The organism is Emticicia sp. TH156 (assembly GCF_002855535.1).
Lineage (GTDB): Bacteria > Bacteroidota > Bacteroidia > Cytophagales > Spirosomataceae > Emticicia > Emticicia fluvialis.
The window spans coordinates 234,377-259,418 of sequence record NZ_PKRS01000004.1 but is presented as its reverse complement, the minus strand read 5'-3'; the positions used below and the strand labels follow the sequence as shown (position 1 = coordinate 259,418).

Sequence of the window (25,042 nt, the reverse complement as noted above, 5' to 3'; positions counted from 1 at the left end):
ATCTGATGGTTTTGAATGTTTACTTAAACTGAAAATTGTATGATAACGACGGAATTGGCGTGGCAAAAATAGCCAGCCTGTAAGGGTTAGGCTCAGAGCCGCTGAAATAAATAGAATAGGCATTTTTGCGCCCATACAGGTTATAAACCGTAAATGCCCAATGGCCCTGCCAGCGTCTGTTTTTCATGCTTGGGTTGTAGATGTTCCAGGCAAAATCAAGCCGGTGGTAGTCGGGCAGGCGGGCCTGGTTCCGTTCGCCATAATAGGGGTAGAGGCGGTCACGGTAATACACCTGCCCTTCCGGAGCAGTAAACGGCCTGCCGGTGCTGTAAACAAAGTTAAAAGAAAAACTATGGTATTTACCCTGGTTGATATTGATGCTCAGATTCAGGCTATGGGGGCGGTCATAATTCGCCTTGTACCATTCGCCGTTATTAATTTGCTGGCTGAAATCAATACTGCCATCTACCCGGTTCAGCGTGCGTGCATAGGTGTAATTGAGCCAGCCCGTCAGTTCTCCTTTTTTCTTGCTCAGCATCATTTCTAAACCGTATGCTTTGCTTTTGCCGGGCAGCAACTGGGTTTCCGGATACGGCTGCAGCATAAAATCGGCCCCTGATTTGTAATCCAGTGTATGGCTGGTGGTTCTCCAGTAGGCTTCTGCCGACACCTCAAATGTGTTTCCTTTCAGGTTACGCAGCCAGCCAATGGTAAATAACTGGCTTATCTGCGGTTTAATGTTGGCGTCGCTGGTTTTCCAGCGCGCGGTTGGCAAAGGCGTAGTGGTATTGGTAATGGCCTGCATATACTGGCGCATCATATTATACCCAATTTTGATTGACATATCGGGGCTGATGGCATACCTGATACCCAGCCGTGGCTCAAACCCGCCATAGGCTTTGCTTACTTTCCATGAGCCATAACTAACCGAATCTATAATGCTGCTCTCGCTCATGGTTTCTCCGGCTGCATATTGTCTAACCACACGCGGCCCCAGATTCATAAAGTAAGAATAACGCAAGCCAGCCGATACCGCCAGTTTATCGGAGATACTCCTCTCGTGGTCGGCATAAATGGCGGTTTCCAGCGCGTTTTCGTCCGGCGTTTTCACATACGCTATGTTCACGCTGCCGCCCGGCATCAGTTCTCCGGGGTTTAGGCCATAATGGATGGCGCTGATACCGAATTCTGATTTGGCGTTATCTGTCTGGTAATTCAGGTTAGACTTCAGTTGTTTATATCTGATTTCCTGCCGCAAGATTACTTCACTGCCGGTGCCTGATTCAACCGACAGGATATCAGGTCTGTAACCGGCCGAAACGGCGGTGGTCTGTAAATTGAGTTTAGGCGTAAGCGCACTGAACCACTGCACCATGCCGTTCAGGGTCTGGTGCCTGTATTGGGTGTTTACAGAATTGATGTCGGCCAGACCGCCAATGAGGTTGGTCTGAAAAATATCTTTGCTGAAATAGGCGCTGGCTGTCATGGTATTTTTCTGGTCTATACGCCAGAACAGCTTGCCTGCGAGGTCGCCGAAATTGGCCTTGATGCTATCCAGTTTTTTTGAGATAATGGGCAGAATTGAAGAATTAAACGACCCCCTTGCCGAGACTATCAACCCGAGTTTGCCTTTTATCAGCGGAATATCGGCCGTTAATTTGTTAGACACCAGGCTGATACCCCCCGACATAGAAAACTGCGTTAAGTTGGGGTTTTTTAACGAAATATCCAGTACTGACGCCGCCCGCCCGCCATATCGCGCCGGAACATTGCCTTTGTATAAATCCAGCCCCCGCACGGCATCAGCCGGAAACACCGAAAACAGCCCGAACATGTGTGTGGGGTTAAAGATGGGCATTTCGTCCATCAGTATCAGGCTCTGGTCTGTATTACCCCCTCTGATGTTGATACCGTTGGCGGCCTCGCCCACACTGGTAACACCGGGCAGCAGTTGCAGGCTTCTGAGAATATCAACCTCGCCCAGCGCCGCGGGCATCCGTTCTATGGTTTTAATATTTATGCGGCTTACACCCAGCAGCGGCTCGCGCACGGTGCGGTCGTAGCCTTTGTCAGACACCACCACTTCTTCCAGTTGAGCAGATACACGCTGCAGCCGGATGTCCAGATTGGCATTCTGCCCTCCTGAAATGTTTACCCGGTATGGTAAATATCCAACATGGCGCACAATAAGCACGTGCTGCCCCGGCGGAAGAAGCAAACTGAATTTCCCTTCTGTGTCGGTATAAGTGCCTCTTAAAATCTTTTCGTAGTCAAGCACCACGGCGGCTTTTTGTAGCGGAGCATTATCAACCGAGTCGCGTATGGTTCCGGAAAGTATCTGGGCTTGTAATGGCAGACTAAGGGTTATCAGAAAAAGTAAAAGTAATGGCTTCATAAGGGTTAGAACCTATATTTTGTATGCTTATAATACAGACGTTTGATGCCGTGCCACTGCTGTACACAGCATCCTGAAATTGCTGAAAACCAAAAAAGATATGGTTGATTTTTATTGAATGATGTGCCCGCGACTCAAATACTGATTTCACCGGACCTCGCTGAAACGGCATCCTTTTGTTGCCTGCTGCAGTTATTTTTAGTATCAATGAGGCAATCTGAGGCCAGCAAAGACCCTGGTATTTTTAATATACAGCCCAATCAAAAACAAGTATAACTATCAGAAGTTTCTTTTGCATAGTTCAAAGATAAGTAGAAAATAACAAATACCATAATATTAACTGATTGCAGGCAGGCCTGTATTTAGTTAATAAGCCAGGCAAATTTAAAAACATGATAAAAGGGCTTTAAATGGCATTCGATAGAGTGAAGCATCAGGTTTAATCGCCAGTATAAGATCGAAAATAGCAGACTTCATGGTGCCTGCTATTTCAGGCTTTGTTTGAAATTCGTAAGTTTACATTTGATTTTTGTTTATCGGGAACAGCCCGCACCAGTTAATTTTGATTTTTATCAGCCAAAATAGAATACGATGGATACCAGCGAGACCATTGAAGAACTTTACAAACGAAAGTTTAATTGGATGCCCGAAAATTTACGGAATGAAATAGGGCATTTCAATATTTTCAGATTGGAACCACTTTCGGATAATGAACCAAGGGAGATTCCTTACAGAAGAAGAGATTTCTATAAAATAATGCTGGTTGTGGGTAACAGTAAGGTTCATTATGCCGACAAAATAATTGAAGTCAAGAAGCAGGCGCTTGCGTTTTCGAATCCGCAGATACCGTATAAATGGGAACATCTCGACAACATACGCGATGGCGCCTATTGCATTTTTAACAAGCACTTCTTCAATCAATTCGGTAATCCAGACCACTACAGGGTATTTCAGCCTGATGGCACCCATGTTTTTGAACTTACTGATGAAGAGGTACTTAAACTGAAAGGCATTTTTGAACGTATGTTTGAAGAACTCAATTCTGAATATATACACAAATACGATGTACTGAGAAACCTGGTTTTTGAACTGATGCACTTTGCCATGAAAATGCAATCAGACAATCTTTCAGCACGGCAACCTGCGAAAGCATCTCAGCGTATCTCAGCCATGTTTGTTGAGCTTCTCGAACGGCAGTTCCCCATAGAAGAAGCGCATCCAAGAATCAACTTCCGTTCAGCGTCAGACTTCGCCAGTCAGTTAAATGTGCACGTCAATCACCTGAACAGGGCAGTTAAAGAAATAACACAAAAAACCACCTCTCAGCTGATTGCCGAGCGTGTACTGCGCGAAGCCAAAGTGTTGCTGAGGCACAGTAACTGGAATGTTTCTGAAATTGCCGATGCCCTCGGTTTTACTGAGGTAACGCACTTCAATAATTTCTTCAGGAAGCACACGGGGCAGAGTCCGGGTAAATTCAGAAATGTTTGATTTTCGTAAGCTATCCTTTGATTTTCGTTATCTTAATAACTCCAGCCAGGCTAATTTTGCATCAGTATATTATAAAACAATATAGCCATGAAAACACGTAAATTAGGCAAGGGAGGTCTTGAAGTATCAGCAATGGGCCTGGGTTGTATGGGAATGAGCTTCGGTTATGGCCCTGCCGGCGAAAAAAGCGAAATGATAAAGGTTATCAGAAGTGCAGCAGAGCAGGGGGTAACCTTTTTTGACACCGCCGAGGTATATGGTCCTTTTGCAAACGAAGAACTGGTTGGCGAAGCGCTTGAGCCATTTAAAGGTAAAGTAGTAATTGCTACCAAGTTTGGTTTTAATATAGACCGTACACAGCATAAACATACAGGTCTTAACAGCCGCCCAGAAAACATCAGAAGAGTGGCTGAGGAGTCATTGAAAAGACTTCGGGTTGAGGCAATAGATTTGCTGTATCAGCACAGGGTTGACCCCTCAGTGCCAATTGAAGAAGTGGCCGGAACCGTAAAAGATTTAATTGCTGAAGGTAAAGTGAAGCATTTCGGCTTGTCAGAAGCCGGAGCCGCCACTATCAGAAAAGCGCATGCCGTGCAACCGGTTGCAGCGCTGCAAAGTGAGTACTCGCTCTGGACACGCCAGCATGAAACAGACATTATACCAACAATAGAAGAGCTTGGCATCGGTCTTGTGGCTTTCAGCCCTTTGGGTAAAGGTTTTCTGGCTGGTAAAATAGACGAAACCACCCGGTTTGCCGATGGAGATATCCGGAATGTTTTGCCCCGCTACACCGAAGAAGCCCGCGTGGCCAATAAAGCACTGCTAGACCTGCTGCATCAGTTTGCTGAAAAAAGAAATGCTACACAGGCACAAATAGCGCTGGCCTGGGTGCTGGCGCAAAAACCCTGGATAGTACCCATACCCGGCACCACCAAAATTCACCGGCTGACAGAGAATAATGGCGCAGCGGCCATTTTGTTAACTGAAAGCGAGCTGGCTGAGATTGAGGCTGCATCGGCACAAATAAAAGTAACCGGAGCGCGTTACACCGAAGCCATGGAAAAATCTACAGGCTTATAACTGGTAAACTTTTTTCTCAACAAATAAATCATTCCTGAATGACAGACGTACCCAGTACATCTGGTGGTATTGCCTTGTGTTTGCGTGTATGGCATCAACACATTACCCCATACTTAAAACGATTGGATTTTTAACAATAAAAAAATGGAAAATCAGAACAGAAGAAACTTTTTAAAAAATGGAATAATTATGGGCGGTACAATGCTGGGTTGGCAGGCTTACGGAAATTCAGAGGTGGCTTCTCAGCGCATCAATGCCGCTGGTTTGAGTATGCGTATTTTAGGAACCGGCAAACATAGTATGCAGGTATCGGCAATGGGCCTGGGCTGCATGGGCATGAGTTATCATAGAAGTTTTGTGCCAGACAGAAAAGCTATGATTGCGCTGATTCGTAAAGCCCCTGAATTGGGCATCAATTTCTTTGATACTGCTGAAGCGTATGGCCCATTGGTAAACGAACAATTGGTGGGCCAAGCCCTGTATCCTATCAGAAAGCAGGTAATTTTGGCAACCAAATTCGGCTTTAAAGAGGGTAAACCGGGTCTCGGACTCGACAGCCGCCCTGAACGGATAAAACAGGTTGTAGAAAACTCGCTGAAAAGTCTCAAAACAGACTATATCGACCTGCTTTACCAGCACCGCGTAGACCCCAACGTACCTATTGAAGATGTGGCAGGCACAGTGAAAGACCTTATTACTGCCGGAAAAGTAAAGCATTTTGGATTGAGCGAAGCAGGCCCTGAAAACATCCGCCGCGCACATGCAGTGCAGCCTGTTACGGCTTTACAAAGTGAGTATTCATTGTTTACAAGGCAGCCCGAAACAGATGTAATTAAAGTTTGCGAAGAACTGGGCATAGGATTTGTACCATACAGCCCACTTAGCAGGGGCTTACTGACAGGCTATATAAACGAGCGTACAAAATACAACCCTGCCAACGACAACCGCCAGACTTTACCCCGTTATCAGCCCGAAGCCATTATTACCAACTGGCCTTTGATTGACCTTTTGAAAGACTTTGGCGACCAGCGAGGGATTACAGTAACGCAAGTGGCTCTGGCCTGGTTGCTGGCACAAAAGCCGTTTATTGTACCCATACCCGGCACCACTAAGCAAGCGCATCTGCAAGAAAACGTATGGGCAGCCAGTTATAATTTTGCACCCGATGAACTGGCTCAATTAACAGCCCGGATTAACGAGATAAAAATAGTAGGTGAGCGATATACAGGCCAGTCAGCCGAGCAGGTAAGACGATGAGCTTTAGCCTTGCAAAAGCATTTTAGATTAGCATGCTCGCCGAAGATGTGGATGAAGATACACAAAAAGCTAAATTGGAAATGTTTAAATCAATTAGGATTATGGCAACGAAATGAAATCAGGATTACCCCAATGATTCTATGCCGTTGCAAATAAAATCATCTCTAAATTTATAGCCGTAGTGTAGGGGTTCAAAATTTTGAACCCCTACACGGCAAAATTTCTACCTCCAAATTACTTTTCATAACACAATGGCGTATCACGAACAAAATGTTCTAACCACAAATTGTCTTAATATTCACTAATTTCAGCCCCTATACTCTCTGCCCTTGGCCCCAAACCCTCACCCCTCCATCACCTTAAAACTATACAAAAACGGTGCCTTGTGGGCTTTTCCGCTATATTGCTTGTCGTGGCGTAGCAGTATATTTAGGCTTAGAATTTTGCGTTGGAAGGTCGTCCGGCGCAGCTTTTCACCCAATATGGCTTCATATACTTTCTGTAATTCGTTCATGGTAAACAACGGCGGCAGCAGGTTTACGCTCACCAGTTTGCGTTCCAGGTTATCGCGCAGGGTTTGCAGGGCTTTGTCTACTATCTGGCGGTGATCCTGCATCAGGGGGGGCAACTCATCAAGCGGATACCACTCACACGAGTCCGACAGCGCATCGGGTGTCGGCACTACCTTAGAGTAATCAATCAGTGCATAATAGGCCACAGATATAAACCTGTCGAGCATCCAGTGGTTTTCGGGCAGGTTATGTCCGTTCGCTTCCATGATGGTCTTCATAAAATGCGGTTGAAAACGCGCCACATCGCCAAAAGTATAAAACTGCTCCAGATAAATGTTATCAAGGCCGGTTCTTTCTTTCAAACCTCTTCTTACAGCCGCGTTCAGGTCTTCTTTAATTCCTACAAACCCACCGGGCAGTGCAAAAAAGCCCGTGTTGTGGTATTCCATAATCAGAATCTTCAATTTGTTGCCCGAAAATCCGAAAATCACTGAGTCATAGGCTATGTGTGGTAAATATTCTTTGTTTTCCATAGGGTCAGGTATTTTATTCGGCTGCAAATATAAATTTTTTAAAAATAAGTATGATTATTTCTAAAAACCAATTATTATTGTCACAAAATGAGACAATAACTTAATATTACCTAAAAAAATGAGAAAAATATGCTATTTTCTTAGTCTGTTGCTGTTGGCATCTCCGGCGGTTCAGGCACAGGGCAACAATGCCTTTGCCGTGCAAACTACTATTGCCAACGGTATAATAGAAGGAAATTACGATACAAAAACGGGTATTCAGACCTACTTTGGCATTCCATTTGCCAAGCCGCCGGTGGGTAACCTGCGCTGGAAAGCCCCGCAACCCGTTGATAACTGGAAAGGCGTAAAAGAAACCAAACAATTTTCGGCACGCCCCATGCAAACGGTAGTGTTCGGCGATATGAACTCCCGTTCAAACGGTGTTAGCGAAGATTGCCTGTACCTGAACGTTTGGACACCCGCCCTGCGCAACACTAAAAACCTGCCCGTGCTCGTTTATTTTTACGGTGGCGGTTTTGTAGCCGGCGATGCCTCTGAACCCCGTTATGACGGCGAGGCCATGGCCAAAAAAGGCATTGTAGTAGTTACGGTTAATTACCGCCTTAATATCTTCGGTTTCTTTGCTCACCCTGAACTTAGCGCCGAGGCACCTTACAAGGCATCGGGCAATTACGGCTTGCTTGACCAGGCCGCTGCCCTGAAATGGGTACAAAAAAACATAGCAGCCTTTGGTGGCGACCCTAAGAAAGTAACCATAGCGGGCGAGTCGGCAGGTTCAATTTCTGTAAGTGCGCAGATGGCATCGCCATTGTCAAGAAACCTGATAGCCGGTGCCATTGGTGAAAGCGGCGCGGGTATCAATCCTACATTGTCTCCTGTGCCTTTAGCAGAGGCCGAAAAAACCGGGGTAGAATTTGCCACAAAAGCAGGTTATAAAACGCTGGCACAACTAAGAGCACTAAGCACGCGCGAAATCTACGAGATTTACAACGAATCGAAGCGCTTTGGCTTCCCAACCGTTATTGATGGCTATTTTTACCCTAAAACCATTACCGAGATTTTCAATGCCAAAGAGCAGGCACAGGTGCCTTTGCTTTTGGGTTGGAACTCAGCCGAAATCCCCGGCCAGGCCTTTATGTTTGGTCCGTCTTATAAAGAGGAAGCCTACATTGCCCGTGTGAAAAAAGAATACCCGAACGATTACGAAGAAGTATTGAAACTCTACCCGCACGGTTCAGAAAAAGAAATTGAATTATCGGCCACTGCCCTTGCCTCTGACCGCTTCATTGCTTACAGCACCTGGAAGTGGTTCGACCTCCACCGCAACAACAGCACACAACCGGTTTACCGTTATTTATACAGTAAATTACGCCCGGCTTTGGTCGACCAGTCGTTGGCTTCAGGTCTGGCAGGTGGCACTGTTAAAAAAGAAGGCAACGCCCCAAAAATGCCCGAGGCTGTTGGCGCACCTCATGCCTGCGAGATTGAATATTGCATGGGTAACCTGCACCTCATTAAAGAGTATGCCTGGACGGCCGACGACTACAAAGTATCAGAAACTATGATGAACTATTTTGCTAATTTTATCAAAACCGGGAATCCAAACGGGGCTAAATTACCTGACTGGCCGTCGGCCAAGGCAGGTGATGGAACCCCACCGGTGATGATACTAAACACAGAATCGAAGGCCGAAAAAGCAAAAGACGACGCCCGCTATCTGTTTTTAGACAAAGCTTATGGGAATAACAAATAAAGAATCACGAATGGTGAATTAGCGAGTAACAGATAATTGTAATGCTTCGCCTCAAAACTTATTCATTAATTCACTCATTCACTAAATCGCTCATTCACTAATTCACGATTATCTATATCTATGAAAAAAATCTTCTTATCGCTGCTGGCATTAGGCATGGCAGTAGGTGCTTCGGCACAATTAGTAACCGGCGAAAACGTAGCTGTTACCAGCACGGAGTCGGGCAAGGTGCGCGGATATGTGCACAACGGCGTATATACCTACAAGGGCATACCCTATGCCGAAGCCAAACGTTTTGAAGCCCCACATAAACCCAAGGCCTGGTCGGGTGTGCGCAGCTCACTAACCTATGGCCCGGTATCGCCTTTAATGGTGCCAACTACAACCGTACAAGATGAAAGCGAGTTCGTTTTCCATCACGACTGGGGCTACACCAACGAAGACTGTATGCGCATTAATATCTGGACACCCGGCATCAACGACGGCAAAAAACGCCCGGTTTTGTTCTGGATTCACGGTGGGGGCTTTGCAGCCGGTTCATCGCAGGAGCTACCCTCTTATGACGGAGAAAACCTGGCCAAAAAAGGCGATGTGGTAGTAGTATCTATCAACCACCGCCTCAATATTCTGGGGTATCTTGACCTGTCAGCCTTTGGCGAAAAATACAAGCAATCGGCTAACCTCAGTATTATAGACATGGTAGCAGCGCTTGAGTGGGTAAAAACCAATATCGGTAACTTTGGCGGTGACGCCGGCAATGTTACCATCTTTGGCCAGTCGGGTGGTGGCGCTAAGGTAAATACACTTATGGCGGCTCCGTCGGCTAAAGGTTTATTCCATAAAGCAGTTAACCAGAGTGGTGCTTTCCGCACCACACTGCTTGAAAAAGCAGATACCCAGCTGATAGGTGCCGAGGTACTGAAAGCCCTGAACCTGCAACCCGGCGAAGTAGATAAACTACAAACAATACCATACGCCACCCTGGTTGACGCCGGAAACAAAGCCCTGAAAGTAGTAGCCGACAAAATGAAAGCAGAAGGCCGCAGCCCGGGTGGTTTCGGACTAAGCTGGGGCCCAAGCCGCGACGGCGAGTTTCTGCCGCATCAGTTTACAGACCCTTCAGCCGTTGAATTATCTAAAAACATACCTTTAATGATAGGTACAGTTAAAAATGAGTTCATGGCTTCGTTGTTCAGCGGTATGTCTAATGCCGATGCCGAAAAAGTGAATGGATACATCAAGAACAGATATAAAGATAAAGCAGATGCTTATATAGCAGCCGTGAAAAAAGCGTATCCGGCAGATACCAAACCAACAGACCTGATGGATATTGATTTGATGTTCCGCCCGGGTGCGGTGGTTCAGGCCAAAGCCAAAGCGGCTGCAGGCGGCGCTCCGGTATATATGTACCTGTTTACGTGGCAGTCGCCGGTGTTAGACGGCAAATACAAAGCCCTGCATTGTATGGAAATCCCTTTTGTGTTTAATAATATAGCTCGTTGCGAAGAAATGACCGGCGGCGGAAAAGATGCACACGCATTGGCTGCCAAAATGAGCCAGGCTTGGATCAACTTTGCCAGAACCGGAAACCCTAATGCCCCGGGATTACCCAAATGGGAACCTTATACGGTAGAAAAAGGCGCCACCATGATGTTCAACAACACCAGCACCATCAGTTATCACCACGATAAAGAGTTGCTGGAACTAACCGCGCAGCCTTAAACAATGATGAATGAGTGAATTAGTGATTGAGCGAATAGTTATTCACTCAATCACTAATTCACTCATTCACTAATTCACCATTATTAATTGTAACTTATACGCTTGGTTGAATAGATATAAATAATGTTGGCGGTGTATTCCGTCAACAATTATTTTTTATCAGGATAATCAGCCTAAATTGTCATAATAACTCTCTGCAATTTTTTGCCAGAGAGTTATTTTTGTAGATTACCGCCGAAAACAATCGGTAATGTGGCTGGTTATTCGGGTACCCAACCGGCTTACTAATTAATACCCACCTGAACATGAAAAAACTAACAGCATTACTCTTATTTTTTAGCTTGTGTGTTTCGGTTACTGAGGCCAGAATTGTCAGGGTTGTAATAGACAAGGCCGAATCTTATGCCAATGGCAGGGTTTTCGGAGCGGCCGGGCAATACCAGCGTCTGACAGGCAGGGCTTATGGTGAAGTAAACCCCTCTGATACCCACAATAATAACATCCAGGATATCGCACTGGCACCGCGCAATGCGCGCGGGATGGTTGAATACGAGATGGAGTTTATTCTGCTGAAGCCTGTCGATATGAACAAAAGTAACCACCTGTTATTCTATAATGTACCTAACCGCGGCAATGCTTTTCCGGCCGATACCACCTTGCTGAAAAGAGGCTACATTTACCTGTGGGGAGGCTGGCAGGGCGATATTTACGGCGACAACAAACTGAAAATAAAAGTACCTGTTGCCACCGAAAACGGCAAAGAAATTATTGGCCGCCTGCATACCGAATTTATAGTGTCTGAAAACGTGCCTACCCAAAACCTGAGCGCGGGGGCTTTCAGTGCACAGTACCATACACCGTATGAAACCGTATCTTCAGATAACAAAACAGCCACATTAACCAGACGCATCCGCGCCGCCGACGAACCTGAAGTGGTGCCACATACCGACTGGGCCTTTGCCGATTGCTCAAAAGAGGCTTTTCCGGGCCAGCCCAGTACTACCCGGATTTCAGTAAAAGGCGGATTTGACCCTAACTATATTTATGAGTTGAACTACACGGCTAAAAATCCGTTGGTGCTGGGGCTGGGCTTTGCTGCCACGAGAGACATAGTGGCATTTATGAGGCATTCTGAAAGTGCTGATAACCCATTGGCCAATCAGGTAAAGGCAGCCATAGGCGTTGGGGTGTCGCAGTGTGGTAATTTTTTGCGGAGTTTCCTGCATCTGGGTTTCAATGCCGACGAAGACAATCAACCTGTTTTTGAAGGGCTGAATGTGCACATAGGCGCCAGACGAATCACGCTGAATGTTCGTTTCGGCAGGCCGGGTGGGGGAGGAATGCAGCACGAAGAAGTGGTTTTTCCGGGTAATGAAGCGCCGTTTACATGGTCAAAAACGTATGACCCGCTTTCGGGAACCGACGGTGGAATACTGGACGCCTGCCAGAAGCAGGGCTTTATGCCTAAAATAATGCATACGCTTAGTTCTACCGAATACTGGCAGTCGCGTATGTCGCTCCGCACTACCGATGTTTACGGTACCAAAGACCTTGAAATACCAGACAACGTGCGCATTTACCTGTTCTCAGGTACACAACATACACCAGCTTTTAATAGCAATATCAATAAACTGACCGGGTTTATGGCTAATACTAATTCATATCTCGACAGTTGGCGGGCCTTGCAGGTAGCGTTGGAGCAATGGGTATTAGTTGGCGCCATGCCACCACCAAGTATCTACCCGAAATTGACAAACAATACCCTGGCCAAAGGTGCCGGTATTGGCTGGCAACCGGTAGCGCATATACCTTTCAGGGGTCTGCTGAACGAAATGTATGTGCGTGACTTCGGCCCACAGTTTGATGAAAAAATGATGAGCGGTGTGCTGGCAGAAACCCCCGTCAGCAAAAAAGATAAACGCTATGTGGTGCTGGTGCCCAAAGTAAATGCCGATAACAACGAACTCGGAGGCCTTGAAACCCTCACGCATCAGGTGCCGCTGGGCACTTATACAGGTTGGAGCCTGCGGAAAGCAGGTTATGGCGAAGGCGATCTGGCCGTTCTGGAAGGGATGTATATTCCGTTTGCCAAAACCAAAGCCGAACGCATAGCAGCGGGCGACAGCCGCTTGTCGTTAGAAGAGCGTTACCCCAACCATACCGACTATGTGAACAAAGTAAAAGCAGCAGCAGCCGGGCTGGTAAAACAACGCCTGATGCTGCCCGAAGACGCCGAACGCGAAATAAAAAAGGCTGAGCAACTAACGATATTTAATTATTAACAGCGTTGCAAAAGCCTGCAAGGGGGCATTCCGGCATACACTATGATATTAGCATTCCTGAACAAAATAATCTACTAACACCTGAACTATGCTTGCTCTGTTAGGCTTTGCCACCATTGTGGTTTTTCTTGTGCTGATAATTACCAAACGGCTGTCGGTTATTACGGCTTTGGTTCTGGTACCTGTTGTTTTCGGGCTGCTGGCAGGTATTAAACCCAAAGAACTGGGCGATATGATGCTGGCCGGAATCAAACAGGTAGCACCAACGGGTATCTTGCTGATGTTTGCCGTGCTGTACTTTGCCACCATGCTGGATGCCGGACTTTTTGACCCCGTTATTGCGTTTATTGTCCGTTCCGTAAAAGGAGACCCCCTGAAAGTAATGGTAGGTACGGCCATTCTTACCATGATTGTGCATCTCGATGGCGACGGCACCGCTACGTTTATGATTGTGCTGTCGGCCTTTCTGCCTATTTACAAGCAATTGAAAATCAACCGCCTCATGCTCTCGGGTATTGTAGCCCTTAGCGTAGGGCCTTTGCATCTGGTGCCGTGGTCGGGTACGTCAGCCAGAGCCATTTCAACACTTAAGTCAGACGCCGTGCATCTATTTAACCCTAACATACCGGCAATTCTGGGCGGTATTGCCTGGGTGTTGTTTGTGGCTTACATTTTCGGCAAAAAAGAGCGCAAAAGACTGGGTGTGCTTGACTTTCAGTACGATCACCACGCCAACCTGACAAACGCACAGCGTGAATTGAGAAGGCCCAAACTGATAGGCATAAATGCTTTGATGACCGCCGGGGTGATTATTACCCTTATGATGGGTTGGGTTCCGGCACCGGTGTTGTTTGTGGTGGCCGCCATGATTGCCCTGCTTATCAATTACACCAAACCGGCCGACCAGCAGAAAGTGCTGAAGAGCCACGGCACTAATATCTTTCTGGTATCGGGTATGATATTCGCCGCTGGCATTTTTTCGGGTATTCTCACAGGCTCAAAAATGATTGAGGCCATGGCTACCAGTCTGGTGTCGCTCATCCCTCAGCAACACGCCGGCTGGTTACCTACACTTACGGCCATTACCAGTATGCCTGCCAGCATGCTTTTTACGCCCGATGCCTACTATTTTGGCGTGGTACCTATTCTGAGCCAGACAGCCACGCAGTTTGGTATCGACCCATTGGAAATCGGCAGGGCTGCCCTGCTCGGACAAATGACGGTTGGTTTCCCCCTCAGCCCACTTACGGCATCAACCTTTCTACTGATTGGCTTATCAGAAGTTGAGCTGGGCGAACACCAGAAATTCGTCTTCAAATGGGCCTGGGGCACTACTATTGTAATGACAATAGTGGCATTACTGACGGGGTCTTTGCATATTTAAGGAGAAAAACTAGCTATGAAAGCTTTTAATAATAAGTTTAATTGAGAGAAAAAAGAAGAAATAACAACTAAAAATTAACAACCTTAAAACATCATTTTCTGTTTGAGTACGATTAAAAATCGTGAGAAAGATTAAGGATTTCTAAGAGCAATATCGGATTTTTAATTGTACGAGTTAAATGATGGCCGCTTTGCGGACGGCCAGTCTTGGTTACTTTTTTTCAGCTAAAAAAAGTAACGACCATGGAATAAGAAATGTCGATAGGTCTTATTTGAGCACATACTGCCTGTAAATCCATTAAGCAATGAAACAAAAAATAAGAATAGGGTGCGGAGCAGGATTTTCCGGCGATAGGCTAGAGCCAGCCATTATACTGGCCGAAAAAGGAAACCTGGATTATCTGGTTTTAGAATGCCTCGCAGAGCGGACGATAGCATTAGCGCAAAAACGCAAACTGCAAGACCCCAGTAAAGGCTACGACCCACTGCTGGAACGCCGCATTGAAAGCCTCTTAACATTGCTGGTAAAGAATAACATCCGCCTTATTACCAATATGGGGGCGGCTAATCCGGTTGCAGGGGCGAATAAAATTGTTGAAATAGCCCAAAAACTCGGCTTATCAGTAAAAGTAGCTGCTGTGTTGGGTGATGATGTATTTGCAGAAATATCGTCGGATACCCCGGCTCTTGAAACAGGCGAACCACTTCAAAAAAGTGGAGAGCTGATTTCTGCCAATGCTTATCTGGGTGTAGAAGGAATCCTGGATGCCCTGCAGGCTGACGCGCAGATTATCGTTACAGGCAGGGTAGCAGACCCCTCGCTATTTCTGGCGCCTATGATTCACGAGTTCGGTTGGGCGACAGATAATTATGACCTGATGGGTAAAGGCACTGTAATTGGCCACCTGCTTGAATGCGCAGGCCATATTACCGGAGGATACTTTGCAGACCCCGTCAAAAAACCCGTGCCTGATATGGACAAGCTCGGACATCCTTTTGCCGACATTGATGCCGATGGGACTGCCATTATCAGTAAAGTAGAAGGCACTGGCGGTGTAGTAAACCTGCAAACAGCCAAAGAGCAGCTGTTGTATGAAGTTGTTAACCCTTACGAATATTACACACCCGATGTAGTAGCAGATTTCACAACTGTTTATCTGAAAGAAATTGGCGCTAATCAGGTACAGGTAACCGGAGGAACAGGCAAGCCCCGTCCCGAAACTTATAAGGTAAGTGTAGGCTGCAAAGCATTTTATATGGGTGAAGGAGAAATTGCCTATGCCGGAGCCTCTGCTTTGGCTCGTGCCGAACTGGCAGGCGAGATTCTCAGGAAGCGCTTAAAAAACCAATTTCCAGAACTTAGAATTGATTACATCGGCAGCAACGCCATCCATCGAACGAATTTTGGTCATGAAGCTGAGCCTTACGAAATCCGCCTGCGTGCAGCAGCAAAAGCCGCAAACCCTGCTGATGCCGCCCTGATTGGCGAAGAAGTAGAAGCACTTTATACCAATGGCCCTGCTGGCGGCGGTGGCGTAAGAAAATCCGTAACCGAAGTAGTAGGTATCGTCTCAACACTGATAGATAGAAAAAACATAAAACCGCTGGTTGAGTATTTTGAAGTTTAATTGTCTTGAACTTTGATTGTAATGAACACTTATTTAACTGACTTCACCAAATACTAATGGAGTTTAACAAATGCAACCAGTAAAATATATATTAAAGCCACGGCTAAGAACCACTGAATCAAAGTTCATAACAAAAATCACTCAATCAGCAGAACGCCACCCGCTCAATCATTCATTCACTCAATCACTAATTCACTCAATCACTCAATCCCCACCCCGCTCCGGCGGCTGCTCAATCAAAAACAACCCATGAAACTCTACAACATAGCCCATAGCCGTGCCGGAGACAAAGGCAACACACTTACACTGTCATTGATTCCTTACAGGGAGTCAGACTACGAAATGCTTTGCAAAACCATTACGGCCGAAAAAGTAAAAACCCATCTGAAAGACGTAGTGTCCGGAGAAATCATCAGGCACGAAATGCCCAATATACATTCCTTACTGTTTGTATGCCAGAACGCCCTGCTGGGAGGCGTAACCACCTCATTAGCGATTGACCCTCACGGCAAGGCCTTAAGTTATGCATTGTTGGAAATGGAGGTGTAGCCCTTATTCATCCCACAAATTCTCAACGGTATAATCGCTTCCTTCCAGGCACCAGAAATCACCTTTAATGTATCGGTAATGCTGGTCCAGTTGCGTCATTCTTTCCATTTGTTCGGCAGAAAGCACAATCTCTGCCGCTGCCAGATTCTCCCTTAGCCGATGCTCATGTACTGATTTTGGTACTACAGAAGTACCTCTGTTCACGGCCCATGCCAGCATTACTTGTGCAGGTGTGCAGTCTTTCTCCTGAGCTAAAGTTAAAATGGTTTCATTTTCAAACAATTTAGGCTCATTAGGAGAAATTCTACTGGCCGGACGGTCGGCTGAACCCAGCGGACAAAAGCCCGTTAAGGCTATATTATTTTGTTGGGCATAGTTTAGCAGGTTTTTTTGTTGCAGAAAAGGTTGCAGTTCTATCTGAAGGGCTTCGGGCATTACACCTGTTTCGTCTCTTAAAGCGCTTATTTTCTTAATACTGAAATTAGAAAGCCCAATGTGCCGTGTCAGTCCTTTTGTCTTCATGTCAATCATGGCCTGCCAGGTCTGGCTTAATGGTAAGTCATTCAGGCTTATCATATCTTCTGCCTTTTGCGGATAATTCACAGAACGAACCAGCGCTATCGGCCAGTGAATCAGGTACAAATCCAGGTATTCAACCTGCAAAAGTCGCAATGATTTCTCAATGGCCGGTTGCACATCTTCTGTGCGGTGGCGGTTGTTCCATAGCTTAGAAGTTATCCAGAGGTCTTCACGCTTTACCTCATTATTTTTCAGAGCGTCGGCAAAAGCCTGCCCGATTTCGCGTTCGTTGTCATAAATAAATGCGCAATCAAAATGCCTGTAACCAATTTCCAGCGCGGTTCTGATGGTGCTATAGATTTCGCCCTTCGCCGATTTCCAGGTGCCAAGCCCCAGCGCAGGCATTAAATCACCATTGCTAAATGTAAGATATTTCATGAATAAACCCTGTTGATGGTATAGTTGCGAAAATAGACAAAATTTTCGGTTGCGCCTCGTTTTACGCGGCTAATCGTAGCAACTGGTTTTTGAAAGATGATGAATTTGAAAATTCGTGGCTTTTACGGGCCATAGTAGCCGAAAGCATTGCAGCTTTACGAAAAAATATGATTATGATGAGTGTATTTTATTGATTTTCAATGCTTTGTTTGTTCTATTGTAAAATATTTCAATTTTTTTTTAATTTACCTGTAACCTTTCAGATACAGCGCGGTTTCCACTACGAATTTGATAACAACATTACATTTATAAACGTGTGAATACACAAGATAACCTACTGATGCTCCAGGTAAAAGCGGGCGACCTCGATAAAATGGGACTGCTCTTTGAGCGTTACCATCGCCCCCTGTATGGGTTCCTGTATCACATGACAGGCGACTCACAAACGAGCGAAGACCTGGTGCAGAATGTGTTTTATCGGATGCTGAAATACAGGCACACGTTTACCGCAGAGGGTGAGTTTCATACCTGGATGTATCACCTGGCCCGAAATGTAATCAAAGATGCGTACAGGCAAAACAAACGGTCGCAGCAGCATTATGATGTGGAAGCCTATGCCGAAAAGATAAGCGGAGATGCCACTGCCGATGGCGAACTGGAGAAAAAACAGCAAACCGAGGCACTGCAAATAGCTTTAGATAAACTAAGCCCCGAGCACAAAGAGGTGCTGGTTATGAGTAGGTATCAGGAACTGAAATATGATGAAATCGCATCCATACTGAATACCACCGAAGGCGCCATTAAAGTGCGTGTGCACCGTGCCATGAATGAACTGAAGAAACATTATTTAAAAATTGAAAATGGAGGCAAAGCTCATGAATTGTGAACAAGCAGGAGATAAAATGCTGGACTGGCTGAATAACCAGTTGCAGGCAGATGAAAGGGCAGCTTTTGAAATGCACCTGAATCAGTGCCCCGACTGCCAGGCAGAATTACAGGCTACCCGTAAACTGTGGGAAGCTATGGGAAGCGTAAATGTACCAAACCCCAGCCACAACCTGCCGATACAGTTTTATACCATGCTGGAAACCTTCAAGGCCGATGCCCGGAAGAAGGAACATAAACCAACCGTATGGGAAACCCTGCGCAAAGGCATAGAAGAGATTTTTGCTCCGCGCAATGTAGTCAGGCTGGCCTATAGCTTATGTGTGCTTTTTGTGGGCCTGGTGGGCGGATACTGGCTCAACGACCGTCGCACACCAGATTATAAAGAGCAGATTGAGGTGCTTTCGGCTCAGGTGCAGGACATGAACCAGAAAGTGGTGCTTTCGCTGCTGCAAAATTCGTCGGCTAACGAACGCCTGCGTGCCGTCAGCTATACCAAAGAAATAGGCGATGTAGACGAAAAAGTAGTAGATGCCCTGTTTAGCACCCTCAATAACGACTCTAACGTAAACGTGCGGCTGGTAACGCTGGAAGCCCTGGTGCAACTGGCCGACCACCCCAAAGTAAGAGAAGGGCTGGTGCATTCTATACTGAAGCAGGACACCCCGCTGGTTCAGGCCGCCCTGGCCGATGTAATGGTGAAACTGGAAGAGAAACGTTCTATCAAACCGCTGCAACGGTTGCTGGAACAGGATAATGTTGACATTATCGTAAAAACCAAAATCAAAGAAACCATTAAGGCTTTATCGTAGCGTTTTCAGCATAAACATACAAAATTATGAAACAATTGGTTATCCTACTTTTAGCAGGTGTGGTGCTTGGCTGTACCCCTGCTGCAGCGCAGAAGCTCGAATTTAAAGAGCATATCAGCAAGCAATTTGAGTTAAAAAGGCCTGCCGCCCAGACAGTCGTCGGTGTCTATAATATCGACGGCTCAATTAAGGTTGAGAGCTACACAGGCACAAAGGTTCTGGTAGAAATTGATAAAACCATTTCGGGCAAAACCCAGGCCATTGTAGACGAAGGCAAAGAAGAGTTTAAACTTGAGTTTGAAGAAACCGGCGACAGCATTCTGGTTTACATTAAAGCGCCTTATTACACCCGCCCTCATGAAGAAAGAAGAAACAACAACCGGGAACGCCGGATTGAATACCGGAGCAATCTTAACTTTATCATAAGGGTACCGGCAGATATTAATCTTGATGTATCAACCATTAATAATGGCGAAGTGCATGTAAAAGATGTGAGCGGCCATATAAAGGCCCATAATATTAATGGCGGTATTGCGCTTGAAAACGCCAGAGGAACAACAGATGTGCACACCATTAACGGCGACGTAACCATCAATTACCTCAGCAGCCCGCCCGAGAAATCGTCTTATTACACACTTAATGGTAACATCAGGGTAACATATCCGGCTTCATTTTCGGCCGACTTGCAGTTCAAGAGTTTCAATGGCGGGTTTTATACCGATTTCCCTGATGCCGAATTACTGGCCCCGGAAGTAATAAAAAATACGGAGCATAATGGCGAAAAAACAGTCTATAAGCTCGACAAACGGTCATCCATCCGAATCGGAAAAGGTGGCAGATTATTCAGATTCGAAACGTTCAACGGAAACATTTATATTAAAAAGCAATCGTAAAATGAAAAATTACCAATCAATTTTAGGAATGATGCTGCTGGTATCAGTCATAACTATCCATACAGTAGCTGCACAAAACGAAGTCAAAGAACAACTGGTAGTACCATTGACAGACCCCGCCAAACCAGGTTCTTTAAAAGTAGGGTTAATTAATGGCTCTATTAAGGTGGTGGGTTATGCAGGCAAAGACGTTGTGATAGATGCCGAGTCGGTGATTAATACCAGAAAAGAAAGAGCAGATGAAAACAGCCAGGGCATGAAACGGATTACCCCTCGCGGCGGGCTTGAAATATCAGCCGAAGAAAAAAATAACAAAGTAGAGGTATCAGCCCAAAGCGTCCGTCAGCAGGTTAACCTTACCATAAAAGTACCTCATAACTTTTCTCTGAAAGTCAGTACCATCAACAATGGCGAAATCAGCATTGAAAACGTTGCGGGCGATATGGAAGTGAATAACGTAAACGGAGGCATAGTGCTAAGCAATGTATCCGGCTCTGCCGTGGCCAATACAACAAACGGAGCCATAAAAGCCAATTTTAAATCGGTTGCTAATTCGCCGATGGCCTTCACTACCCTTAATGGCAATGTGGATGTTACGTTTCCGGCAACGGCCAAGTTCAACGTAAAGGTGAGGTCAGACCGGGGAGAAGTGTACAGCGATTTTGATATCGACGTAGATAAAACGGCTCCTAAGTCTAATAAAACTGCTCAGAACGGCATGTATAAAGTAAACATTGATGACTGGATTCAGGGTAAAGTAAACGCCGGAGGCAGCGAAATAATGATGAAAAACATGCACGGCAATATTTATATCCGTCGTGCCAGATAAATTGTTCCCATACAGAATTATAAATTAGAAGTTCCTCCGGCACTAGCCGGAGGCCACTCTTTTAAAAGCTTTTATTGGTTTATTTCTGCACAACTTGTTTTTCTACATCAGGCACCAGCACAATATACTACCCCGTTGCAAACGTTAATGCTTGAAAAAACACAAAATGAAACGGATGCTCTTGATTGGTGTGGCCGCCATGCTTTGGCTCAGCTGCCGCACAAATTTACCCGCGCAAAACCGCCATACAGCTAATGACCTTGAAAGTATGCAGCTTGCCATCAATACTGAAGTAAATGCTTACCGCGCCACCCGGCACCTGAAACCCCTTCGCCTCATGCCGCAGATATCCGATGAAGCCACCACACACAGCCTCAACATGGCAATGGGCAAGGTAAGGTTTGGGCATGGCGGATTCGATAAACGTGTAGCCAGGCTCATGAAAACTATCAGTAATGCCAATGCCAGCGCCGAAAACGTAGCCTTCGGGCAGCTTTCAGCCAAAGAAGTGGTAAAAGAATGGATAAAAAGCCCTGGTCATCGCACCAATATTGAAGGTAATTATAACCTCACAGGTGTTGGCATAGCACGCGCCAGAAACGGCAATCTGTATTTTACCCAAATATTTATTAATTAGCGGGGCGGGTAATATTTTATTTTTTCTCGCAGAGCCGCATTGCTTGTGGCTTAGAAGGCAAATGAAAACAATAAAATGATTGTTTTGAATTAAATCATAAAACTAGCTCGTAGGCATCTCAATTCTTCGCTTAGCCGCACTGCTTTCGGGTCTGCCAGAATTTTATCTTCCTGATCATAATTTTTCACCTCATAAATTGTACTTCTGTTAGAATTATTTTACTAATTTTAAGCATGGACAGACGACATTTTATAGGTACTGCCATTACTGGTAGTATTTTTGCAAAAAGTAATATAGTTTTTGCAAAGCCCACAACGGAGCCGAAAATCAACGTGTTTTCAAAGACGCTCCACTGGATACCCGACTACCACAAATTAGCCGAAACCGTGGCTGCCATTGGTTTTGATGGCATTGATTTAACCGTTCGCCCTGATGGCCACGTAATACCCGAACGCGTGGAAGAAGACCTGCCCAAAGCAGTTGAAGCCTGCCAAAAGGCCGGTATTGGTATGCCCATGATTGTTACCAATATTCTGGAAGCCACCCCCCTTACTGAGCACGTATTACGCACGGCATCGGCACTGGGCATTAAGCACTTCCGGATGGGCTGGTATCAGTTCGATATGAAAAAGGATATCCTGGCGCAGGTGGCAACCTTTGAAGAAAAAATGAGGGGCGTGGCACAAATGAGCAAAAAGTATAATATCTCTGCCGAATACCAGAACCACGCCGGGCTTTTTCTGGGTGCCGCCGTATGGGACTTCGAACCGATACTCAAAAAAATCAACTCGCCTTTTCTGGGCTGCCAGTATGATGTGCATCATGCCACGCATGAAAGCGAGACATCGTGGGAGGTAGGTTTCAGAATCATCCGGCCCTATATCAAGTCAATAGCCATCAAAGATTTCAGACGTGTGCCTAATGCCGACAAGATAGTAAAAGAGGGCTGTCCGCTGGGGCAGGGGGTTGTCAACTACGGCAAATACCTGTCTTTACTGAAACAATACAATGTTTCTGTACCTGTTACCATGCACTTTGAGTACAAGCTCGGTGGTGCAGAAAACGGCGCTAAAACCATCACCGTTGAACCAGGCGTTGTTACCTCAGCCATGAAAAAAGACCTGATGGTATTGAAAGGCTGGATGAAAGATAATGGTTTATAAAACCCCAAAACCAGAAATGAAGAAATTACTCTACCCTTTTGTATTATTACTGGCAGGCATGGCCCCGCTGATGGCGCAGAAAGGCAAAGCGCTTTTTCCTGACAAACCGGGCATGGTGTCTTATACTTATCGCAAAAGTCTGGGAAAAGATGTAGCCGCAACGCTGGACACCATCAAGGCTCTGGGCATAACAGATATGGAGTTTTCGAGCCTGTTTGGTAAAACATCGCAGGAATTACGCAACTTGCTGGATGCCCGCGGTATAAAATGCTCGTCATTTGGTGTAGGCTACACCGACCTGACCAATAAAATTGACGAAGTAGCCAAAAATGCACAAACCCTCGGCGCCAGATTTGTGCGCGTGGCCTGGATTCCGCATCAGGCGCCTTTTACCTTGGCAACTGCCCAAAAAACGGTAGAGGATTTCAACCGTTTCGGCAAAATTCTGAAAGATAAGTACGGGCTGACCTTCTGCTACCATAATCATGGCTACGAATTTCAACCGCATGAAAACGGAACCTTGTTTGACTACATCGTGCAAAACACCGACCCGGAATACGTAAGTTTTGAAATGGATATCCTCTGGACATTCTTCCCCGGTCAGGACCCGGCCGCATTGCTTAACAAATACGGCAACCGTTTTAAGCTGATGCACCTCAAAGACCTGAAAAAAGGCGTGGTGGGTAATCTGTCGGGCGGTACTTCTCCAGAAAACGATGTGGCACTGGGCACAGGCCAGATAGATATTCCGGCCGTGTTAAATGCCGCCCGCAAAGCCGGTGTAGAACATTATTATATAGAAGACGAAAGCGCAAATATTGCCACACAGGTACCACAAACCATAACCTATTTAAAAAATCTGAAAAAAAATAAAACCCACCGCTAATGATTCGCATTGATTACCATCTTCAACCAACCGATTTAAGCAATAAACTAAAAAAGTTCTGGGAGCTCTCAGGCGAAAAAATCTCTTCTATTGAGTATAATTATGATGTTTCAAAGGGTTCGCCTGTTTTTACTGCCGCCGGTAAATACACCACCCGTGGCTGGACAGAGTGGACACAGGGCTTTCAGTTCGGTTCGGCCATTTTACAGTTTGATGCAACGGGCGACACCCGTTTTCTGGAAATGGGCCGCCAGAAAACCATTGATTTAATGGCGCCGCACATCAGCCATATTGGTGTGCACGACCACGGCTTCAATAACGTAAGTACCTACGGCAACCTGTTACGGCTGATGCAGGAAGGCAAAATTGTGCACAACCCCTGGGAGAAAAACTTTTACGAACTGGCACTTAAAATATCAGGCGCCGTGCAGGCCAGCCGCTGGACACCCATTAAAAACGGGGGCTTTATTCACTCATTCAACGGGCCTCATTCTTTGTTTGTAGATACCATCCGCTCGTGCCGTGCGCTCATGCTCAGCTACAAGCTGGGACATGTTTTTCAGGCAGAAAACGATATAAAAATAAGTTTACTGGGCAGGGCCTTATCTCATATAAAAGCCACCGCCGATTACTCGGTGTTTTACGGCGAAGGCCGCGATACCTACGATATCTGGGGGCGCACAGCGCACGAAAGTGTTTTTAATACTACCGACGGCAATTTCCGCTGTCCTAATTCTCAACAGGGCTATACAGGTTTCACAACCTGGACCCGCGGACTCGCCTGGGCTATCTGCGGCTTTGCCGAAGAGCTTGAGTTTATCAGTACCCTGCACGATGCCGAGCTGGACCCTTTCGGTGGGCGCCACGTAATAGAAAATTATATGCTGAGAGCCGCCCGCGCTACCTGCGATTTTTACATAGAACATACCCCCGTTGACGGCATACCTTACTGGGATACCGGCGCACCCAACCTGCATAAACTGGGCAATTACCTTGACCAGCCCGCTAATCCGTTTAATGATTACGAGCCTGTTGACAGCTCGGCAGCGGCTATTGCGGCGCAGGGTTTATTGCGTTTGGGCAAGTACCTGAGCAACAAAGGAGAAACCGACGCCGGAGAAAAATACTGGCAGACAGGCCTGACTGTACTGAACCGTTTGCTGGAAGAACCCTACCTGAGCACCAGCCACGCGCATCAGGGCATTTTGTTGCATTCAATTTATCACCAACCTAATGGCTGGGACTACGTGCCGGAAGGAAGCAAAATTGCCTGCGGCGAATCTAGTATGTGGGGCGATTATCATATCAGAGAAGTGGCTTTGTATGTGCAGAAGCTGATTGATAATGGCACTTACTACACTTTTTATAACTGTCTGAACAGCTAAACCCGAC

The 25,042-nt window shown here is 46.1% G+C and carries 20 protein-coding genes; 17 read left to right on the top strand and 3 right to left on the bottom strand.

The genetic code is table 11. From position 1 onward, the window contains the following. Positions 1-19: 19 nt before the first annotated feature. Positions 20-2,395, bottom strand: coding sequence for a TonB-dependent receptor (locus tag C0V77_RS09645; RefSeq protein ID WP_101726140.1), 2,376 nt, complete (start codon positions 2,393-2,395; stop codon positions 20-22). Positions 2,396-2,986: 591 nt separating this feature from the next. Here C0V77_RS09645 and C0V77_RS09635 point away from each other — a divergent pair. The 3 genes from C0V77_RS09635 (at position 2,987) to C0V77_RS09625 (ending at position 6,223) form a co-directional block, all read left to right on the top strand. Then, positions 2,987-3,886, top strand: coding sequence for an AraC family transcriptional regulator (locus tag C0V77_RS09635; protein ID WP_101726138.1), 900 nt, complete (start codon positions 2,987-2,989; stop codon positions 3,884-3,886). Positions 3,887-3,973: 87 nt separating this feature from the next. After that, the gene (locus tag C0V77_RS09630; protein ID WP_101726137.1) at positions 3,974-4,966 is read left to right on the top strand and encodes an aldo/keto reductase; all 993 of its coding nucleotides are present in this window, start codon (positions 3,974-3,976) and stop codon (positions 4,964-4,966) included. Positions 4,967-5,236: 270 nt separating this feature from the next. After that, complete coding sequence (locus C0V77_RS09625) at positions 5,237-6,223, top strand: aldo/keto reductase (RefSeq protein WP_101726289.1); 987 nt, start codon at positions 5,237-5,239, stop codon at positions 6,221-6,223. Positions 6,224-6,566: 343 nt separating this feature from the next. On the opposite strand, the gene C0V77_RS09620 is transcribed toward C0V77_RS09625, so the two are convergent. After that, entirely contained in the window at positions 6,567-7,268 is a 702-nt protein-coding gene (locus tag C0V77_RS09620) for an NrtR DNA-binding winged helix domain-containing protein (protein WP_101726136.1), read from the bottom strand. 118 nt (positions 7,269-7,386) lie between these two features. Between C0V77_RS09620 and C0V77_RS09615 the strand changes: the two genes are divergently transcribed. From C0V77_RS09615 to C0V77_RS09590, 6 genes are all read left to right on the top strand, one after another. Further along, positions 7,387-9,024, top strand: coding sequence for a carboxylesterase/lipase family protein (locus C0V77_RS09615; RefSeq protein ID WP_101726135.1), 1,638 nt, complete (start codon positions 7,387-7,389; stop codon positions 9,022-9,024). Between the two features lie 120 nt (positions 9,025-9,144). Then, complete coding sequence (locus tag C0V77_RS09610; RefSeq protein ID WP_101726134.1) at positions 9,145-10,746, top strand: carboxylesterase/lipase family protein; 1,602 nt, start codon at positions 9,145-9,147, stop codon at positions 10,744-10,746. A 305-nt stretch (positions 10,747-11,051) separates the two neighbouring features. Further along, entirely contained in the window at positions 11,052-13,028 is a 1,977-nt protein-coding gene (locus tag C0V77_RS09605; protein WP_143706047.1) for an alpha/beta hydrolase domain-containing protein, read from the top strand. A gap of 88 nt (positions 13,029-13,116) precedes the next feature. After that, positions 13,117-14,412 (top strand): CitMHS family transporter, encoded by a 1,296-nt coding sequence (locus tag C0V77_RS09600; RefSeq protein ID WP_101726132.1) that lies wholly within the window; start codon positions 13,117-13,119, stop codon positions 14,410-14,412. Between the two features lie 304 nt (positions 14,413-14,716). Next, entirely contained in the window at positions 14,717-16,039 is a 1,323-nt protein-coding gene (locus tag C0V77_RS09595) for an acyclic terpene utilization AtuA family protein (RefSeq protein ID WP_101726131.1), read from the top strand. Between the two features lie 249 nt (positions 16,040-16,288). Then, a complete protein-coding gene (locus tag C0V77_RS09590; RefSeq protein WP_101726130.1) occupies positions 16,289-16,588 on the top strand; it encodes a hypothetical protein in 300 nt (99 codons plus the stop codon). Positions 16,589-16,591: 3 nt separating this feature from the next. Here C0V77_RS09590 and C0V77_RS09585 read toward each other — a convergent pair whose 3' ends face one another. Further along, a complete protein-coding gene (locus C0V77_RS09585; protein WP_101726129.1) occupies positions 16,592-17,545 on the bottom strand; it encodes an aldo/keto reductase in 954 nt (317 codons plus the stop codon). 340 nt (positions 17,546-17,885) lie between these two features. Here C0V77_RS09585 and C0V77_RS09580 point away from each other — a divergent pair, with 340 nt between their 5' ends. The 8 genes from C0V77_RS09580 (at position 17,886) to C0V77_RS09545 (ending at position 25,035) form a co-directional block, all read left to right on the top strand. Next, the gene (locus tag C0V77_RS09580) at positions 17,886-18,431 is read left to right on the top strand and encodes an RNA polymerase sigma factor (protein ID WP_101726128.1); all 546 of its coding nucleotides are present in this window, start codon (positions 17,886-17,888) and stop codon (positions 18,429-18,431) included. Next, the gene (locus C0V77_RS09575) at positions 18,421-19,242 is read left to right on the top strand and encodes a HEAT repeat domain-containing protein (RefSeq protein WP_229236247.1); all 822 of its coding nucleotides are present in this window, start codon (positions 18,421-18,423) and stop codon (positions 19,240-19,242) included. The genes C0V77_RS09580 and C0V77_RS09575 overlap by 11 nt, the downstream gene beginning before the upstream one ends. A 26-nt stretch (positions 19,243-19,268) precedes the next feature. Then, positions 19,269-20,135 (top strand): hypothetical protein, encoded by an 867-nt coding sequence (locus tag C0V77_RS09570; RefSeq protein ID WP_101726126.1) that lies wholly within the window; start codon positions 19,269-19,271, stop codon positions 20,133-20,135. 1 nt (position 20,136) lies between these two features. Further along, a complete protein-coding gene (locus tag C0V77_RS09565) occupies positions 20,137-20,964 on the top strand; it encodes a DUF4097 family beta strand repeat-containing protein (RefSeq protein ID WP_101726125.1) in 828 nt (275 codons plus the stop codon). A 166-nt stretch (positions 20,965-21,130) separates the two neighbouring features. Continuing rightward, positions 21,131-21,601: a CAP domain-containing protein gene (locus tag C0V77_RS09560; protein WP_216824425.1), complete on the top strand. Its 471-nt coding sequence runs from the start codon at positions 21,131-21,133 to the stop codon at positions 21,599-21,601. Between the two features lie 233 nt (positions 21,602-21,834). Further along, complete coding sequence (locus C0V77_RS09555; RefSeq protein WP_101726124.1) at positions 21,835-22,764, top strand: sugar phosphate isomerase/epimerase; 930 nt, start codon at positions 21,835-21,837, stop codon at positions 22,762-22,764. 16 nt (positions 22,765-22,780) lie between these two features. Then, entirely contained in the window at positions 22,781-23,650 is an 870-nt protein-coding gene (locus C0V77_RS09550) for a sugar phosphate isomerase/epimerase (protein ID WP_101726287.1), read from the top strand. Then, positions 23,650-25,035, top strand: coding sequence for a glycoside hydrolase family 88 protein (locus tag C0V77_RS09545; protein ID WP_101726123.1), 1,386 nt, complete (start codon positions 23,650-23,652; stop codon positions 25,033-25,035). Before C0V77_RS09550 ends, C0V77_RS09545 begins: the two co-directional genes overlap by 1 nt. Positions 25,036-25,042 lie beyond the last annotated feature (7 nt).

Excerpts from the sequence above, each read along its gene's own strand:
- C0V77_RS09645 (WP_101726140.1), bottom strand. The coding sequence starts at position 2,395 with ATGAAGCCATTACTTTTACTTTTTCTGATAACCCTTAGTCTGCCATTA.
- C0V77_RS09635 (WP_101726138.1), top strand. The coding sequence starts at position 2,987 with ATGGATACCAGCGAGACCATTGAAGAACTTTACAAACGAAAGTTTAAT.
- C0V77_RS09630 (WP_101726137.1), top strand. The coding sequence starts at position 3,974 with ATGAAAACACGTAAATTAGGCAAGGGAGGTCTTGAAGTATCAGCAATG.
- C0V77_RS09625 (WP_101726289.1), top strand. The coding sequence starts at position 5,237 with ATGCGTATTTTAGGAACCGGCAAACATAGTATGCAGGTATCGGCAATG.
- C0V77_RS09620 (WP_101726136.1), bottom strand. The coding sequence starts at position 7,268 with ATGGAAAACAAAGAATATTTACCACACATAGCCTATGACTCAGTGATT.
- C0V77_RS09615 (WP_101726135.1), top strand. The coding sequence starts at position 7,387 with ATGAGAAAAATATGCTATTTTCTTAGTCTGTTGCTGTTGGCATCTCCG.
- C0V77_RS09610 (WP_101726134.1), top strand. The coding sequence starts at position 9,145 with ATGAAAAAAATCTTCTTATCGCTGCTGGCATTAGGCATGGCAGTAGGT.
- C0V77_RS09605 (WP_143706047.1), top strand. The coding sequence starts at position 11,052 with ATGAAAAAACTAACAGCATTACTCTTATTTTTTAGCTTGTGTGTTTCG.
- C0V77_RS09600 (WP_101726132.1), top strand. The coding sequence starts at position 13,117 with ATGCTTGCTCTGTTAGGCTTTGCCACCATTGTGGTTTTTCTTGTGCTG.
- C0V77_RS09595 (WP_101726131.1), top strand. The coding sequence starts at position 14,717 with ATGAAACAAAAAATAAGAATAGGGTGCGGAGCAGGATTTTCCGGCGAT.
- C0V77_RS09590 (WP_101726130.1), top strand. The coding sequence starts at position 16,289 with ATGAAACTCTACAACATAGCCCATAGCCGTGCCGGAGACAAAGGCAAC.
- C0V77_RS09585 (WP_101726129.1), bottom strand. The coding sequence starts at position 17,545 with ATGAAATATCTTACATTTAGCAATGGTGATTTAATGCCTGCGCTGGGG.
- C0V77_RS09580 (WP_101726128.1), top strand. The coding sequence starts at position 17,886 with ATGCTCCAGGTAAAAGCGGGCGACCTCGATAAAATGGGACTGCTCTTT.
- C0V77_RS09575 (WP_229236247.1), top strand. The coding sequence starts at position 18,421 with ATGAATTGTGAACAAGCAGGAGATAAAATGCTGGACTGGCTGAATAAC.
- C0V77_RS09570 (WP_101726126.1), top strand. The coding sequence starts at position 19,269 with ATGAAACAATTGGTTATCCTACTTTTAGCAGGTGTGGTGCTTGGCTGT.
- C0V77_RS09565 (WP_101726125.1), top strand. The coding sequence starts at position 20,137 with ATGAAAAATTACCAATCAATTTTAGGAATGATGCTGCTGGTATCAGTC.
- C0V77_RS09560 (WP_216824425.1), top strand. The coding sequence starts at position 21,131 with ATGAAACGGATGCTCTTGATTGGTGTGGCCGCCATGCTTTGGCTCAGC.
- C0V77_RS09555 (WP_101726124.1), top strand. The coding sequence starts at position 21,835 with ATGGACAGACGACATTTTATAGGTACTGCCATTACTGGTAGTATTTTT.
- C0V77_RS09550 (WP_101726287.1), top strand. The coding sequence starts at position 22,781 with ATGAAGAAATTACTCTACCCTTTTGTATTATTACTGGCAGGCATGGCC.
- C0V77_RS09545 (WP_101726123.1), top strand. The coding sequence starts at position 23,650 with ATGATTCGCATTGATTACCATCTTCAACCAACCGATTTAAGCAATAAA.